The following is a 15,377-nucleotide window of genomic DNA, read 5'->3' as shown; positions in this document are numbered from 1 at the left end:
CATGCGCCGCATCGAAGCACTCGAGCATCTGGTGGCGCTCACCGAGCACGACCCACTCGTCGTCACCTGCGCCGCCACGAGCCGCGAGCTCGCGTCGATCGCTGACCGGGACAACCACCTCTACCTGCTCGACTCCATGGGCCTCGTCGGCTCGGTCGCCACGGGCCTCGCGATCGCCGCCGAGGGCAGCGACGTGCGCAAGGTCATCGGCATCGAGGGCGACGGATCGCTCCTCATGAACCCGAACGTGCTGCCGACGGGCGGCTTCCTCGCGCCGTCGCGACTCTTCATCGTGCTGCTCGACAACCGCGTCTACGGTTCGACCGCAGGGCTGCCGACCTACGCCGATCGCATCGACCTCGGCGCCCTCGCCGCCGCCTCCGGCTGGACGACGGGCACGGCCGACGACCCGGCGTCGCTGCGGTCGGAGTTCGCTCGCCTCGTCGAGGCCCCGGGGCCGACGCTGCTCCACGTCCGCATCGAGGCGGGCAACGCGGCCGACATCGCGAAGCTCCTCATCGATCCCGTGTCGATCACGCTGCGCTTCACCGCGTGGATGACGGCTCGCCTGCCGCAGCGGGTCGTGTCGTGACCGTCCTCGAGGCCACGGGCTTCTCGACGGTCGACCCATCGACGGGCGAGCCGATCGAGCGCTTCGACTACCACTCGGACACGCAGCTCGACGTCGTGCTCGCTCGCGCCGAGTCGGCGCACGCGCGATGGCGCACGACCAGCATCGAGCACCGCATCGAGGGGATCCGTCGTCTCGCGTCGATCCTCGCCGGGCGTCGCGAGGCGCTCGCGACGCAGATCGTGCGGGAGATGGGCAAGCCGTTCGCGCAGGCCCTCGGCGAGATCGACAAGTGCATCGCGACCTGCCAGCACTATGCGGACAACGTGGCTGCGTTCCTCGAGCCCAGACGCGTCGACGTCGGCGAGGACGCCGCGAGCGTCCACCTCCGTCCGCTCGGCGTGGTCCTGGCGGTCCTCCCCTGGAACTACCCGTGGTGGCAGGTCGTCCGTGCCATGCTCCCCGCGATCGCACTCGGCGACACCGTGGTGCTGAAGCACGCGGAGTCCGTCACGGGATGCGCCGTCACGGTGGAGCGGGTGCTCGCCGAGGCGTTCGGCGAGGACGTGCTCGTGCTCGCGATCGCGTCCGGCGCGCAGGCCGGCGCCATGATCGAGGACCCTCGCATCGCAGCCGTGACCTTCACCGGGAGCGAGCGCGTCGGCGCGATCGTCGCGCAGACCGCCGGCAGGGTGCTGAAGAAGTGCGTGCTCGAGCTCGGCGGCTCGGATCCGTTCATCGTGCTCGAGGACGCCGACGTCGCCGCGGCTGCCCAGGCCGCGGTGCGCTCGCGGTTCCTGAACAACGGACAGAGCTGCATCGCAGCCAAGCGCATCGTCGTGCAGCGGTCGATCCGCGACGACCTCGTCGACGCCATGCGCGCGCATGTCGCGGCACTGCGGGTCGGCGATCCCTTCGATCCCGAGACGGAGGTCGGCCCCATCGCGCGCCAGGACCTGGCCGAGACGCTCCGCGAGCAGCGGGCGAGGGCGGCGGCGGGCGGCGACGCGGTGCTCGTCGGAGGTCCCGACCCTGACCGGCCGGGATCGTGGTTCGCGCCGACGCTCATGAGCGCGAGCGACCGGACGTCACCACTGCTCGCCGAGGAGACCTTCGGCCCGCTCGCGGCGGTCACGGCCGTCGACGGCGTCGACGACGCCATCCGAGTCGCGAACGACACGCAGTACGGGCTCAGCAGCGCGCTCTGGACCGCGGACGTGGAGCGAGCCCACGAGCTCGCCGCGCGCATCCAGGCGGGCTCGGTGTTCGTCAACGCCATCTCGATGTCGGACCCACGCCTGCCCGTCGGCGGCGTCAAGGCGAGCGGCTACGGGCGCGAGCTCTCGGACTACGGCATCGCGGAGTTCGCCAACGTGCAGGCGGTGCGCGTCGGCGCGTGACGGCGACCGCCCCGCGCGGGATGATGGCTGGATGAGCCAGACCGCGCGACCGGGTTCGTCGGCGGGCGCCGGGGCCGGCGACCCGTCCGACGTCCCGGGCGCGATCGTGTCGCCCTCACGACGCCGTGCTCCGCGCCAGGACGCCATCCGCAACGAGCGGGCGTTGGTGGCCGCGGTCGGCGAGCTGCTGCGCGAGGACCCGGAGGAGGCGACGATGCCCGCGGTCGCCGAGCGCGCAGGGCTCTCGCTCGCGACCGCGTACCGGTACTTCCCCACGCTCGAGCAGCTGCATCGTCGCTTCATGCTCAGCGTCGTGGAGCACGCCGATGCGACCACGACCGACTTCGAGCAGCGCGGTCGCGAGCTGTTCGAGCGCATCCTCGCGCACTGGATCGACGTCGTCTCGGTGTACGGGCCCGCCATGGTGCTCGTCCGCTCGCGCGAGGGGTTCCTCGTGCGGCTCGAGGCCGGCGAGGGCCAGGCCTCCGCCCTCGATCGCATGTGGGGGCGAGCGATCCGCGACCTCATGCGCGAGGCGGGCGTGGCCGAATCGCGGTACCCGCTCGCGCTCGGGCTCTACAACGCGCTGCTCAACTCGCGCGAGATCCTCGACGTCCGCGACGCGACCGGCATGGCCGACGGTGCGCTCGTGCAGCACCTCTCGCGGGTGTATCGCGCGGCGCTGCGAGGCCTCGCAGACGAGGCGTGACGATCCTCAGCGCCGGGCTCCGCCGACGAGGCCGGCCTTGAGGTCGACCTCGTAGGCTGCCTGGCGCTCGACCCTGGCGAGGATGTCCGCGAGATCCGCAGCCGGGAGCACGATGAGGCCGTCGCCATCGCCGACGATGACGTCGCCGCCGGTGCAGACCACGTTGCCGCACGCGATCGGGAGCCCGACCGAGCCGGGGCCGTGCTTGTACGGGCCGGCGGGGCTCACACCGCGCGAGTACACGGGCAGGCCGAGCTCCTCGAACTCCTCGACATCCCGCAGCGCGCCGTCGATGACGACGCCGGCGATGCCGCGCGCGACGCATCCAGCGCCGAGCAGACCGCCGAACACCGCACGGTTCACGTCCCCCTGCGCGTTGACGACGAGCACGTCGCCCGCGCGTGCCTCGTCGAGCGAGCGGTGGATGGCGAGGTTGTCGCCCTCGCGCACGAGCACGGGGAGGACGCTGCCGGCCAGCGGGCGGATCGCGGTGCGGGGCCGGATGGCTGCGGCCATCATGCCCATGCGCTGCAGCACGTCGCCGATGAGGGCGACGGGGTGCTGGGAGATGGCCTCCACGAGGGCAGGATCTGCCGTGCGCTCGAACGGGACGACGGTGATCGACGACGCATCGACCTCGAGGAACATGGCGATCTCCGGTCCGTGGACCGCCGGCGGCCCACTTAAGTGACACCACACTATCACTTTGGCGAGCGCGATCTCGGAAAAGGCGCAGGCGCGATGCTCGACGGGCGAGGCAGCACGTCCCGAGCGTGCGCGCAAGCGCATGCGCCGGATGCGCGGCGGCGGGAGGATCGGGACATGGCACGCATGCTCGTCATCGCCGCTTCGAGCGGCATCGGAGGCGCGACCTCGCAGATCCTGCGCGAGGCCGGGCACGAGGTCGTCGGCACCTCGCGGGGCGGAGACGGGGACGTGACGCTCGACGCGACCGACTTCGACGCCGTCGAGCAGGCGGTGGGGGAGCACGGGCCGTTCGACGGCATCGCGTGCTTCGCCGGCTCGCTGCTGCTGAAGCCGGCGCACCTCACGACGCGCGACGAGTACGACGCGACCGTCGCCGCATCGCTCACGACGTCGTTCGCGACGATCCGCGCCGCGGGCAAGCACATGCGCACGGGCGGCTCGGTCGTGCTCGTGTCGTCGGCGGCCGTCATGGCCGGCCTCGCCAACCACGATGCGATCGCCGCGGCGAAGGCCGGCGTCATCGGGCTCGTGCGCTCGGCCGCTGCCACCTACGCGCCGCGCGGGCTGCGGGTCAACGCCGTCGCGCCCGGTCTCGTCGAGACCTCGCTCACCGAGCAGCTCACCGCCTCCGAGACCGCGCGCGCCGCGTCCGAGGCGATGCACGCGCTCGGCCGGCTCGGACGGCCCGAGGACGTGGCGGCCGCGGTCGCCTTCCTCCTCGACCCGGCGCACGACTGGATCACCGGCCAGGTGCTCGGCGTCGACGGCGGCCTGTCGTCCGTGCGCCCTCGCCAGCGCGCCTGAGACCCGTGCCGACGCAGCGCGCCTAGGGCTTGGGCGGCAGGTCGATCGCGACGTCGGCGGCTCGCTCGACCCACTCGGCGAGGGTCGCGTCGTCGTCGAGCACGGCGGCCTGTACCCGCACCCACGTGCGCGACGGACGCCCGGGCGTCATCTCCATGGGGCCGGCGCCGTCGAGCACGAGCAGGCCGTCGCGATCCTCCTCGAGCACGCGCACCATCATGCCGCCGGAGCCGAGCACGCAGACGGCCATGTGCTCGTGCACCATGAACGCGAGGCCGCCGAACATGCGGCGCTCGTCGACGGGCTCGAACGGCGCGAGCAGCGGGCGGATGCGCTCGACGAGCTGCTGGTCGTAGGCCATGGGCCCAGCGTGGCAGCGACCGCCGACGTGCGCGAGCGCGGATGGGCGACCTCCGTGCGCGAGGATGGAGGCGTGAGCGACGTCGAGCAGCGCAGGGGCCGCCCCGGCTACGACCGCGCGGGCATCCTCGCCGTCGCGGTGGCGACGTTCATCGAGCACGGCTACGACGCGACGTCGATCGCCCTGCTCGCCGAGCGGCTCGGCCTGTCGAAGTCGGCGATCTACCACCACTTCGCGTCGAAGGAGGCGCTGCTCGCAGCCGCGCTCGACGCGGCGCTCGGCGGCCTCGAGGCCGTCGTCAGCGAGTCGGAGGCCGTCGGCGGCCCCGCCGAGGACCGGCTCGCGCACGTGCTGCGCGGGGCGGTGCACGTGCTCGTCGCCCGGCTGCCCGAGGTCACGCTGCTGCTGCGCGTGCGCGGCAACACCGCCGTCGAGCGCGACGCCGTGCGGCGTCGACGCGACTTCGACCGCGCGATGCAGGCGCTCGTCGTCGAGGCGCAGGACGCGGGCGCGGTGCGCGCCGACGTGGATGCCCGCATCGTCGAGCGCCTGCTGTTCGGCATGGTGAACTCGCTCGTCGAGTGGTACCGACCCGACGGCCCGGAGGGCGCGGCGAGGCTCGCCGACGACGTGCTCGCCGTCGCGCTCGACGGCATCCGCGCACGCTGATCGCCTGACCGCGGCACGGCCGCGCCCGTGTCGCTCGACGGCATCGGTCGTCGGAGTCGCGTGTCCCGCATCCATCCTCGGTGCAGCCTCGCACCCTGAGTGTTGCCTGGGAGTCCTTCGGATCCCATGGTGAATGAGATGAAAAGGGTTCGGATTTCGTCGTCGATCCGCCGGGGTACGACGAAGTGCGCATTCCTCCAACGAGGGACTCCTGGGACGGCTCAGGCGTTGTCGAAGTCGTGCATTCCTCAACTTCAGGGTGCGGTTCCTTCGAATTCGTAGGAGCGTTGCAGACGGCCGCATGGCCCACGCGACGATCGCGACCTCCATGCCCGCTGCGCTCCGGAACGAGCGCATCCCCGAGAAGAGCTCCCATGCCTCGTCCCACCATGCGCGCCCGCACGCGCCGCATCGCGCTCGCCGCGGTGGCGGTCGTCGGCGCGCTGCTGCTGCCGATCACCGCGCTCGTCGTCGCAGCCCCGGCCATGGCGGCCGGCTCCGACGGTCCGACGCCCTACACGGTGACGGCCTCCGGCGTCACGCTGCCCGACGGCGCGACGTTCCAGGACAACGGGCACGTCAACGTGCGATACGTCGTCGACGGTCGTCAGCGACCCGCCAACGCTCACTTCGAGGCGAAGTGCGTGACCCGCAGCGACGCCGAGTGCGCAGGCGAGCGCCACGATCTCGCGCAGTTCATCGGCCAGCGCACGCTGCCGTGGGACGCGATGGGCCTCCCTGCGAACGCCTGCATCGTCTGGGTTCAGATGTCGGCCTACAACGAGCACTTCGGCGAGGGCGGCCAGGCACCCGTCTGCCGCACCACCGCGAGCGTGCCGGCGCCTCCGGCGCCCACCACGCCGTCGGAGCCGACGCCCACCACGCCCTCCGAGCCCGCGCCCACGACGCCGTCGGAGCCGACGCCCACCACACCGTCCGAGCCCGCGGTCGTGCACCCCCAGATCCAGGACTACGTCGGCGCGTGCGACGCGGCCTTCGTGCTCGACAACTCGAGCTCGACCGTCGACGTGACCTACACGGTCAACGGCGTCTCCTACCTCGTCGCGGCCGGCACCGGCATCCACACGGACGCCGATGGCACGCGCATCGCTCCGGTCGACGGCCAGTACGTGATCACGACCGACTCCGGTCGCACCTGGACCTTCCCGGCCCGCTCGTGCGTCGTCGAGCCGCAGATCCAGGACTACGTCGCAGCCTGCGATGCGGCCTTCGTGCTCGACAACTCGAGCTCGACCGTCGACGTGACCTACACGGTCAACGGCGTCTCCTACCGCGTCCCCGCAGGCACCGGCATCCACACCGACGCCGACGGCACGCGCATCGCTCCGGTCGACGGCCAGTACGTCATCACGACGGACACGGGTCGCACGTGGACGTTCCCCGCCCGCGCCTGCGGCGTGACGCCCGTCCCGAGCGAGCCGGCGCCGTCCGAGCCCGCGCCGAGCGAGCCCACGCCGAGCGAGCCCGCGCCGAGCGACCCGGCCCCGTCGGACCCGGCCCCGTCGGACCCGGCCCCGTCGGACCCGGCCCCGTCGGAGCCCGCGCCGAGCGAGCCCGCGCCGTCGGGCCCGACGCCGAGCGACCCCGGCACCGACGTCCCCGCGGTGGAGGAGCCCACGCCCTCCGAGCCGACCCCGTCTGAGCCCGCGCCGAGCGACCCCGCCCCGTCGGACCCGGCGCCGAGCGAGCCGACGCCGTCCGAGCCCGCGCCGAGCGACCAGCCTGCGGTCGACGTCGATCCCGCCGTCGACGTGCCGGCGAGCGCCGCGCAGCCCGCGGCCGCACAGCCCACGGCTGCGCAGCCGACCGCGCCCCAGCCCACCGCCGTCGCATCCAGCGACGCCACGTCGCTGCCTCGCACGGGCGGCGAGCCGCTCCTGCTCGTCCTGCTCCTCGGCGGAGTCCTCATGGCCGTCGGCGCCACCGTGCGACTCGCGCGCCGCTGACCCGATCCCGCCTGGCGCACGACGCCCCCTCGACGCCCCGGACCCCGTGTCCGGGGCGTCGTAGCGTGCAGGTCGAGCCGTACGACAGCATGTGGGGCACGACTGCGACCTGTCGTCGCGTGGCTGGAGGACATGGCCGGTGAGGATCATTCGATTCCCTCTAGCGCGATTGCCCGAGAATCCATAGGCTCACCACAGGTCGAGCCGTCCGCTCGATGCCGAGTCAGACATCGAACGATGGAGCTCCCATGGATCTGTGCGTCCTTCCCCAGACGGGCATGGGTGAGCAGTGGCTGCTCCTCGTGGTCGTCGCCGCCGTCGTGCTCGCCGCAGGCGTGGCGCTCGCCGTGAGCGGCCGCGCGCGCCGCAGCGTCCTCACCGGTCTCGGCGCCCTCGCGATCGTCGGTGCGCTCGTCGTTGGAGGCATCGGTGGCGCGCCGTCGGCGCAGGCCGACGCCGGCTCCGCCGACTGCGTGACCGCGCCGATGCGCCCGGCACCGGCTGCTGCCGCGATCGTCGTGACCCCGGGCATCCCGACCACGACCGTGCAGTGCGCTGCCGAGCCGACCCTGCAGGTCCCCACGACCACGGGCGTCGTCTACTCGCAGACCCGCACCGGCTCGTCCGTCACGGTCACCGCTGCAGCCGCTCCCGGCTACGCGCTGCTCGCCGGCGCCGTGACGTCGTGGACCTACGACCTCACCCCGACGACTCGCGCCCCGTGGCCCGTGACGCTCCCCGCCACGACGCAGGCGACGCTCCTCGTCGACTTCTCGAACCAGTCGGACACCTACCCGATGGATCCCGCCGACCCCGTGCTCGTCCCGAGCCTGCAGGCCGCGCAGGACGCCGGTGCGCTCACGTACGCGCTCGATGGCTCCGGCTACACCGAGAGCCAGCAGTTCGGCGTCTTCGACGGCGAGACGGACGAGCAGCTCGCGACGGGCACCGTGCGCATCACGTACCCGGTCGACCTCGCCTACGACTTCGCCGAGAACCAGTACCTGCTGACCTTCATCGGCGAGCCCGAGGACCTCGACGCGCAGTACGACGCCCAGCTCGATGCGCTGACCGCGCCGTTCCCGGGCTCCTACGCCCGGCCGGTCGCCGACTTCCCGCCCGCCATCGAGATCACCGGGCTCGAGATCGACGCCTCGTACGAGCCCGGTCCGGGCTGCGCCACGGAGACCGCCGTCGTGGCGCTCGAGGCGGACGTCGAGTTCGTCCTGCCGCCCGTCCTCGACCGCGAGGGTGTCGATGCGCTCGGTCGGGCGCTGCCGGACAGCGCGACCGCGTTCGGCGAGCCGGCCCAGACGCTGACCGAGGACGAGGGCACGCAGGAGTCCGCGCTGACCGACCAGTCCGCGCCCGTCGAGGGCCCGGCCGTGACGGATGGCTCCGACGCGTCGGACGCCTCCGACGCGACGGATGCTCCCGACGCCGAGGAGCCGACGGTCGACGAGTCGATCGTGGTCGTCGAGCCGTAGCCCTCGACGACGTCAGACGCCGACGCCCCGGATGCCCCGAGCCTCCGGGGCGTCGTGCTGTCCGCGGCACTGTCGCGAGCGGCCGCGCGAGCGTACGCCCGCGACATGGTCGAGCTGCAGCCGGATGACGTGGATGCGACGATGCCGCCGAGCGGCACCGGATGCGCGGAGTGCGAGCAGTCCGGCGGCTGGTGGGTGCATCTGCGTCGCTGCGCCGCCTGCGGGCACGTGGGCTGCTGCGACTCGTCGCCCAGCCAGCACGCGACCGCCCACTGGAGCGCGACCGGGCACCCCGTGATGCAGTCGTTCGAGCCCGGCGAGGACTGGGGCTGGCACTTCCGCGCCGAGGAGCCGGTCGACGACCTCGTGCTCGCGCCGCCGTCGAGCCACCCCGACTCCCAGCCCGCACCGGGTCCCGCCGGCCGGGTGCCCGACGACTGGCGCGACCTGCTGCACGACTGACGTCCGAGCGACCGAACGCGACACGCGGTGCCATGGAGGTGAGCGTTCCTCGATAGGCTCTGCACAGGAGTTCGAGCGTCGCTCGATGCTCATGGAGCACCGAAGCGACCTTGGAGGTCTCGATGGATCTGTGCGTGCTGCCCCAGACGGGTGCTGATGGGATGACCTGGCTGTTCGTCGCCGCGATCGCGGTGTCGGCGGTGGTCCTCGGCGCGGTGCTGCTGCGCAGCGGCCGCGCCACGCGACGCGGTCTCGCAACCGGCATCGGGGCCCTCGTGCTCGTCGGCGCCCTCGCGCTCGGAGGGCTCGCCGCGGCACCGCGGGCCTCGGCCGACGCCGGATCCGACTGCGTCGCCCAGGCGCCCGCTCCGGCGGCGTCGCAGCAGCCCGCGGAGGGCTCGGTGCCCGCGCCGACCACGACGCCCGCGCCGACCACGACGCCCGCGCCGACCACGCCCGCGCCGACGACGCCCGCCCCGACCACGCCGCCCGTCGAGGAGCCCGAGCCGATCGCCGTCGTGCCCGTCGCGCCGACCGCCCTCGCGCAGTGCGGTGGCGAGCCGACGATCGCCGTGCCGACCGTGGAGGGCGTCGCATACGCCGAGTCGCGCGCGGGCACGACCGCGACCGTCACCGCGACGGCGCTGCCCGGCTACGTCATCGCCGACGATGCGCAGACCGTCTTCACGTTCGACGTGGCCGCGACGGAGGCCGCACCGTGGCCCGTCGTGCTGCCGGACGTGATCCGCGTCGGCCTCGACCCCTTCACCGGGCGCTACCTGCCTGCCGATCCCGCACTCGTGCCGGCCCTCCAGGCCGCGCAGGATGCCGGCGACCTCGCGTACGCCATCGACTCGAGCGGCGCCACCGTCATCGTCGATGTCGACGTCATCGACCCGAGCGGCGAGGCATCGTTCGTGGACACGTTCTCGGCGCCCTACCCGCTGCAGTTCGCCTACGACTTCGCCGCTGGTCGCTACACGATCTCGACCGACGACCCTGCAGGCGTCGAAGCGGTGAACGCAGCGTTCCAGGCGCGCATCCGCGAGCTCCAGGAGCAGAACCCCGACTTCACCGTGCAGCCGGACATCTTCTCGCAGCGCGTCGAGGGCGTCGTCATCGCCGCCTCCTACGAGCCCGGCCCCGGGTGCTCGACCGCGCAGGCGATCGTCCCCATCGCGGTCGCCGTCGTGCAGCAGGAGAACTGACCGCCGCATCCCCGGCTGAGCGAGCCGTCGCGCGGGATGCGTGCGCGACGGCCCGCTCGGGCGTGATCTCGGCGGATGCCGACCCGAGGTAGGCGTAGCATCCGAGCCATGGAACGCTCGATCGTCGTCGCCGCACCCGTCGAGGTCGCATACGACCGCGTCCTCGGCGACGAGCTCACCGGCCTCTTCGACCGTGGGCACCTGCTGCTGCCGGCGATCGACGCCACCGTCACCCTCTCCGGCCCCACGCGCTGGGGCACGGAGGTCGGGCAGTCGCGCCGGATCGTGCTCGCCGACGGCGGGTCGATGGTCGAGACCGTGCGCACCATCGACGCGCCCGAGGCCACGACGTACGAGATGAGCGACCTCACGGGGCCGTTCGCGACGCTGTTCTCGGGCGTGCTCGGCGAGTGGACGTTCGAGCCGCTCGGCGGCGGCACCCGCGTGACGTGGCGCTGGCGGCTGCGCCCGCGCTCGGTCGTCGGACGGATCGCGGCGCCCGTGATCGCACGGATGTGGCAGGGCTACGCGGCGAAGGCGCTCGAGCGCATCCAGACCTCGTTGGGCTCGCCGCGCGGCTGACGCGCGCGTCGCGCCTGCGACGTGATGTGCACTCTATGGTGAAGATCGCTCGACTCCTGGCGTAGTCTATGGATCGCGTGATCGAGCGGTCGCTCGATGCCGAGACATCGAACGACCCGGAGGAACCATGGATCTGTGCGTGCTGCCCACGACGGGCGCCGATGGCGGGGCATGGGTGGCCGTGGCCGCCGTCGCAGCCGTCGCGCTCGTGCTCGGAGGACTCCTGCTGCGACGCGGCGTCTCGCGTCGCGCGGTCGGCACGGGGATCGCAGCGCTCGCGCTCGTCGGCGTCCTCGCGCTCGGCTCCGGCGGCGCCGCGTCGTCCGCGTTCGCCGACGCCGGCACGAGCGCCGACTGCGTCAGCGCAGGCCAGGCAGTCGCGCCGAGCGCCGCACCCACGGCCGCGCCGACCACCGCGTCGACCGTCGCCCCGACGACGCCTCCGAGCGTCGAGCCCACGACGCCTCCCACGGACGAGCCGGCGACGGTCGTGACGCCCCTCGCGCCGACCGCAGCCACCCAGTGCGGTGCCGAGCCCCTCGTCGCCATCCCGACGCAGGAGGGCGTCTCCTACGCCCAGACGCGCGACGGCGACGTGCTCACGCTCACCGCGTCCGCGCTGCCCGGGTTCGTCGTGGCGAGCGGTGCGCAGACCGTCTTCACGGTCGACGTCGCCGCCACCGAGCGCGCCGAGCCGCCCGTGGCCGTGCCCGCCCAGGTGGCGACGGTCCCGCAGAGCGAGCAGGAAGGCGTCCTCACGCTCGGTGCCGTCGATCCCACGCTGATCCCCGCCGTCGCCGAGGCCGCCGCAGCAGGCTCCCTCGAGTACGAGCTGTCGACGACGGATCGCCTGACCTACGGGTACTCGGTGCTCGACGGGACCGGCGCGACGATCGCGACCGGCACGGTGTCCGCGCCCTTCCCCACGACCGTGACGTACGCGGACGGCGCCTACGCGCTCTCGTACGCGAACGCCGACGTCTCCGCCGTCTTCGCCGAGGTGGAGAGGCAGCTCGACGCGGTCGAGGCGCAGTATCCCGGCGCCATGGTGCAGTCCACGAGGACTCCCACGGATCTCGGCATCCGGCTCACGACCTCGTACGAGCCCGGCCCGGGCTGCGAGACGAGCATCACCGAGTCGACCATCGTCGTCATCGACCAGATCGCCCCGCGGCGCGATGCGGTCGCCCCCACGCAGGGCGGTCTCCTGCTCGCCCCCAGCGACTCGCTGCGCTGACCTGATCGACGACGGGAGCCGCGCACGCCGTGCGGCCCCCGTCGTCGTCGGCGCGTAGCCTGGCGAATCGGACACCGAGGCCCCGAGGCAGGACGACATGCGCGCGATCATCCAGCACCGGTTCGGACCGCCGAGCGACCTCCGCGTCGGCGAGGCGCCCGAGCCCGAGCTCGTCGACGGCCGCGTGCTCGTGCGCGTCGCCGCCGTGGGCCTCAACCCGCTCGACTGGCACGAGGTGCGCGGCGACCCGTGGATGCTGCGCCTGCAGCGGGGCGTGCGGTTCGGCGACGGACGCGTCGTCGGCGGCGACCTCGCCGGCACCGTCGTGGCCGTCGCGGACGACGTGACGGACCTGGCCGTCGGCGACCGCGTCGTCGGCGCGGCGCAGGGCGCGCTCGGCGAGGTCGCCCGCGCGCATCCCGCGAGCCTCGCCGTGCTGCCCGACGCCGTCTCCTTCGAGGACGCCGCCGCGCTGCCCGTCGCGGGCGTCACCGCCGTGCAGGCGCTGCGCGACGTCGGCAGCCTCGCGAGCGGCGAGCGCGTGCTCGTGTGGGGTGCGTCGGGCGGGGTCGGACACCTCGCCGTGCAGATCGCCCGCATCCTCGGCGCGAGCACGGTGGATGCCGTGGCCTCGCAGGCGCGCGCGCCCATGCTGCGCGAGCTGGGCGTCGACGCCGTGCACGACCGCGACGGCGCACCGCCCGCTGGCCCCTACGACGTGGTGGTCGACGGCGTCGCGACCGCGTCGGTCGCGACCCTGCGCGGCATGCTGGCGCCGGGCGCGCGGGTCGTCACGGTCGGCGGCCTCGGCGGCGGGCCCGTCCTCGGGCCGTTCGCGTCGATCATCCGCCGCCGCATCTCGGGCGTCGCGCAGCGCGTGCACGCGCGCGGCATGCTCGCGAGCCTCACGACGAGCGACCTCGCGCTGCTCGCCGGCTGGACGGCAGAGGGGCGGCTGCGCCCCGTGCTGCAGGACGTCGTGCCGTTCGAGGAGGCACCCGCCGCCCTCGCGCTCCTCGAGCGGGGGCACGTCGCGGGCAAGCTCGTCGTGCGGGTCGCCGCAGACGCCTGATCCCGGCCCGACCTGGGTCGAGCCGGGATCACGGCCGGAGCGCGGCGCGTCAGGCGGCGACGGGCTCCGGAGCGGCGTCCTTCGCGACGTAGGTGAGCACGTCGTACTGCGCCACCACCTCGTCCGCCTGGTTCAGCAGGCGCGCATCCCAGCGCACCTCGCCGTACTCGTCGGTCTCGCGCGGCGTGATCTGCTTCGCCGTCAGCTCGACGCGGATCGAGTCGCCGGGCGACACGGGCGTCATGAACCGGAGGTTCTCGAGCCCCGTGTTCGCGAGCACGGGGCCCGGCGCCGGCTCGACGAAGAGCCCGGCGGCGAACGACACGAGCAGGTAGCCGTGCGCGACGCGGCCCGGGAAGAACGGGTTCGCGGCCGCGGAGGTCTCGTCCATGTGCGCGTAGAACGTGTCGCCCGTGAAGGCGGCGAACGTCTCGATGTCCTCGAGCGTCACCTCGCGCGACGGCGACACGACCTGGTCGCCGATGCGCAGCTCGGCGAGCGACTTGCGGAACGGATGCGTGCCGCCCGAGGTCGCCGGCGCCCCCGCGTGCCACACGCCCGTGAGCGCCGTGAGCATCGCGGGGCTGCCCTGGATCGCGGTGCGCTGCATGTGGTGCAGCACGGCGCGGATGCCGCCGAGCTCCTCGCCGCCGCCCGCGCGGCCGGGGCCGCCGTGCAGCAGCATCGGCAGCGGCGAGCCGTGGCCGGTCGACGCGCGGGCGTCGTCGCGGTCGAGCAGCAGCACGCGGCCGTTCGAGGATGCGATGCGGCGCGTGAGCGTCGAGACGAACGCGGGATCGTGGCTCGCGACCGACGTGACGAGCGAGCCACCGCCGCGCACGACGAGGCGTGCGGCGTCGTCGGCGTCCGCGTAGCCGACGATCGACGAGACCGGGCCGAACGCCTCGACCTCGTGCAGGGCGTCGGCGTCCGCATCGGCGAAGCGCAGCAGGATCGGCGACGCGAAGGCGCCGTCGGGCGCGAGGCCCGTCGAGCCGTCGGCGTGCACGACCTCGGGCGCGTCGAGCGAGCCGACGACGAGCTCGCCGCCCGCGTCGGTGAGCCGCTGCACCTGGCGCAGCACCTCGTCGCGCTGCTCGGTCGACGCGAGCGCACCCATCGTGACGCCCTCGGCACGCGGGTCGCCCAGCACGACCTTCTCGGCGATGCGCGCGCGCACGGCCTCGACGACGGCATCCACCTGCTCGGCGGGCACGATCGCGCGGCGGATCGCCGTGCACTTCTGGCCGGCCTTCGCCGTCATCTCGGCGACGAGCCCGCGCACGAACGCGGCGAACTCCGGCGTCTCGGGCACGGCGTCCGGCCCCAGCACGGAGGCGTTGATCGAGTCGGTCTCGCTCGTGAAGCGCACGCCGCCCGTCTGCACGTGCGCGTGCGAGCGCAGCCGCTCGGCGGTCGACGCCGAGCCGGTGAACCCGACGATGTCGCCGAGGCGCAGGTGGTCGAGCAGGTCGCGCACCGAGCCGGAGACGAGCTGCACCGTGCCGGCGGGCAGCAGGCCCGACTCCACGAGGATGCGCACCATGTGCTCGGCGACGTAGCCCGTCGGTGTCGCGGGCTTGATGACGGTCGGCATGCCCGCGAGGAACGCCGGGGCGAGCTTCTCGAGCGATCCCCAGACGGGGAAGTTGAACGCGTTGACCTGCACGGCGACGCCCGGCAGGGTCGTCGCGATGTGGCGGCCGAGGAACGAGCCGTCCTTCGACAGCGGCTCGACCGGACCGTCGAGGTAGACGGTCGACTGCGGCATGTCGCGTCGCCCCTTCGACGAGTACGTGAAGAGCACGCCGATGCCGCCGTCGACGTCGACCCACGTGTCGGCCTTCGTCGCACCCGTGCGGGCCGAGAGCTCGTAGAGCTCGTGCTTGCGCTCGGTGAGCGCGAGCGCCATCTGCTTCAGCAGCATCGCGCGCTGGTGGAACGTCAGCGGCGCGAGGCTCGCCTGCCCCACGGTGCGCGCGTGCTCGAGCGCACCGGCGAGGTCGAGCCCCGCCGTCGACACGCGCGTCACGACCTCGCCGGTGGATGCGTCGCGCACCACCGCCGCGTCGTCGGCGTCGCCCTCCGCGGGCGTCCACCAGGCATCCTGCACGTAGCTGGGCAGCACCTCGGTCATCGT

Annotated in this window: 15 protein-coding genes; 12 read left to right on the top strand and 3 right to left on the bottom strand. The window is 73.5% G+C overall.

All coding sequences use genetic code 11. The annotated features are described in order from the left end of the window. The first annotated feature begins 1 nt into the window (after window position 1). From ABD249_RS14065 to ABD249_RS14055, 3 genes are read left to right on the top strand one after another with little or no spacing between them, the layout of a single operon-like run. Window positions 2-592: a thiamine pyrophosphate-dependent enzyme gene (locus tag ABD249_RS14065; protein WP_344344636.1), complete on the top strand. Its 591-nt coding sequence runs from the start codon at window positions 2-4 to the stop codon at window positions 590-592. Continuing rightward, a complete protein-coding gene (locus ABD249_RS14060; RefSeq protein ID WP_344344635.1) occupies window positions 589-1,971 on the top strand; it encodes an aldehyde dehydrogenase family protein in 1,383 nt (460 codons plus the stop codon). The genes ABD249_RS14065 and ABD249_RS14060 overlap by 4 nt, the downstream gene beginning before the upstream one ends. Window positions 1,972-2,002: 31 nt before the next feature. Then, window positions 2,003-2,680, top strand: a complete 678-nt coding sequence (locus tag ABD249_RS14055; RefSeq protein ID WP_344344634.1) for a TetR/AcrR family transcriptional regulator — start codon at window positions 2,003-2,005, stop codon at window positions 2,678-2,680. A gap of 6 nt (window positions 2,681-2,686) precedes the next feature. Here ABD249_RS14055 and ABD249_RS14050 read toward each other — a convergent pair whose 3' ends face one another. Then, window positions 2,687-3,328, bottom strand: a complete 642-nt coding sequence (locus ABD249_RS14050) for an RraA family protein (RefSeq protein WP_344344632.1) — start codon at window positions 3,326-3,328, stop codon at window positions 2,687-2,689. A 174-nt stretch (window positions 3,329-3,502) separates the two neighbouring features. Here ABD249_RS14050 and ABD249_RS14045 point away from each other — a divergent pair, with 174 nt between their 5' ends. Then, entirely contained in the window at window positions 3,503-4,192 is a 690-nt protein-coding gene (locus ABD249_RS14045; protein ID WP_344344630.1) for an SDR family oxidoreductase, read from the top strand. Window positions 4,193-4,214: 22 nt separating this feature from the next. On the opposite strand, the gene ABD249_RS14040 is transcribed toward ABD249_RS14045, so the two are convergent. Then, window positions 4,215-4,553 carry a TfoX/Sxy family protein gene (locus ABD249_RS14040; RefSeq protein WP_344344628.1) on the bottom strand — a complete coding sequence of 113 codons (339 nt, stop codon included), beginning with the start codon at window positions 4,551-4,553 and terminating at the stop codon, window positions 4,215-4,217. Window positions 4,554-4,625: 72 nt separating this feature from the next. On the opposite strand from ABD249_RS14040, the gene ABD249_RS14035 reads away from it, so the two are divergent. From ABD249_RS14035 to ABD249_RS14000, 8 genes are all read left to right on the top strand, one after another. After that, window positions 4,626-5,222 carry a TetR/AcrR family transcriptional regulator gene (locus tag ABD249_RS14035; RefSeq protein ID WP_344344626.1) on the top strand — a complete coding sequence of 199 codons (597 nt, stop codon included), beginning with the start codon at window positions 4,626-4,628 and terminating at the stop codon, window positions 5,220-5,222. A 374-nt stretch (window positions 5,223-5,596) separates the two neighbouring features. Then, entirely contained in the window at window positions 5,597-7,189 is a 1,593-nt protein-coding gene (locus tag ABD249_RS14030) for a dihydrolipoyllysine-residue succinyltransferase component of 2-oxoglutarate dehydrogenase complex (RefSeq protein ID WP_344344624.1), read from the top strand. A 278-nt stretch (window positions 7,190-7,467) separates the two neighbouring features. Next, window positions 7,468-8,676, top strand: a complete 1,209-nt coding sequence (locus ABD249_RS14025; protein WP_344344622.1) for a hypothetical protein — start codon at window positions 7,468-7,470, stop codon at window positions 8,674-8,676. Between the two features lie 105 nt (window positions 8,677-8,781). Continuing rightward, window positions 8,782-9,138 carry a UBP-type zinc finger domain-containing protein gene (locus ABD249_RS14020; RefSeq protein ID WP_344344620.1) on the top strand — a complete coding sequence of 119 codons (357 nt, stop codon included), beginning with the start codon at window positions 8,782-8,784 and terminating at the stop codon, window positions 9,136-9,138. Between the two features lie 122 nt (window positions 9,139-9,260). Beyond that, window positions 9,261-10,346 (top strand): LPXTG cell wall anchor domain-containing protein, encoded by a 1,086-nt coding sequence (locus ABD249_RS14015; protein WP_344344618.1) that lies wholly within the window; start codon window positions 9,261-9,263, stop codon window positions 10,344-10,346. A gap of 108 nt (window positions 10,347-10,454) precedes the next feature. After that, window positions 10,455-10,928 (top strand): SRPBCC family protein, encoded by a 474-nt coding sequence (locus ABD249_RS14010; RefSeq protein WP_344344616.1) that lies wholly within the window; start codon window positions 10,455-10,457, stop codon window positions 10,926-10,928. Between the two features lie 139 nt (window positions 10,929-11,067). Further along, window positions 11,068-12,165 carry a hypothetical protein gene (locus ABD249_RS14005; RefSeq protein ID WP_344344614.1) on the top strand — a complete coding sequence of 366 codons (1,098 nt, stop codon included), beginning with the start codon at window positions 11,068-11,070 and terminating at the stop codon, window positions 12,163-12,165. Between the two features lie 97 nt (window positions 12,166-12,262). After that, window positions 12,263-13,237 (top strand): NAD(P)-dependent alcohol dehydrogenase, encoded by a 975-nt coding sequence (locus ABD249_RS14000; RefSeq protein ID WP_344344612.1) that lies wholly within the window; start codon window positions 12,263-12,265, stop codon window positions 13,235-13,237. 49 nt (window positions 13,238-13,286) lie between these two features. Here ABD249_RS14000 and paaZ read toward each other — a convergent pair whose 3' ends face one another. Next, window positions 13,287-15,374 (bottom strand): phenylacetic acid degradation bifunctional protein PaaZ, encoded by a 2,088-nt coding sequence (gene paaZ / locus ABD249_RS13995; RefSeq protein ID WP_344344610.1) that lies wholly within the window; start codon window positions 15,372-15,374, stop codon window positions 13,287-13,289. Between the last annotated feature and the right edge of the window lie 3 nt (window positions 15,375-15,377).

It is taken from the genome of Agrococcus versicolor (genome assembly GCF_039531815.1).
Classification (GTDB): domain Bacteria; phylum Actinomycetota; class Actinomycetes; order Actinomycetales; family Microbacteriaceae; genus Agrococcus; species Agrococcus versicolor.
The sequence above is the reverse complement of the archived record's forward strand: the minus strand, read 5'-3'. Positions and strand labels throughout refer to the sequence as shown.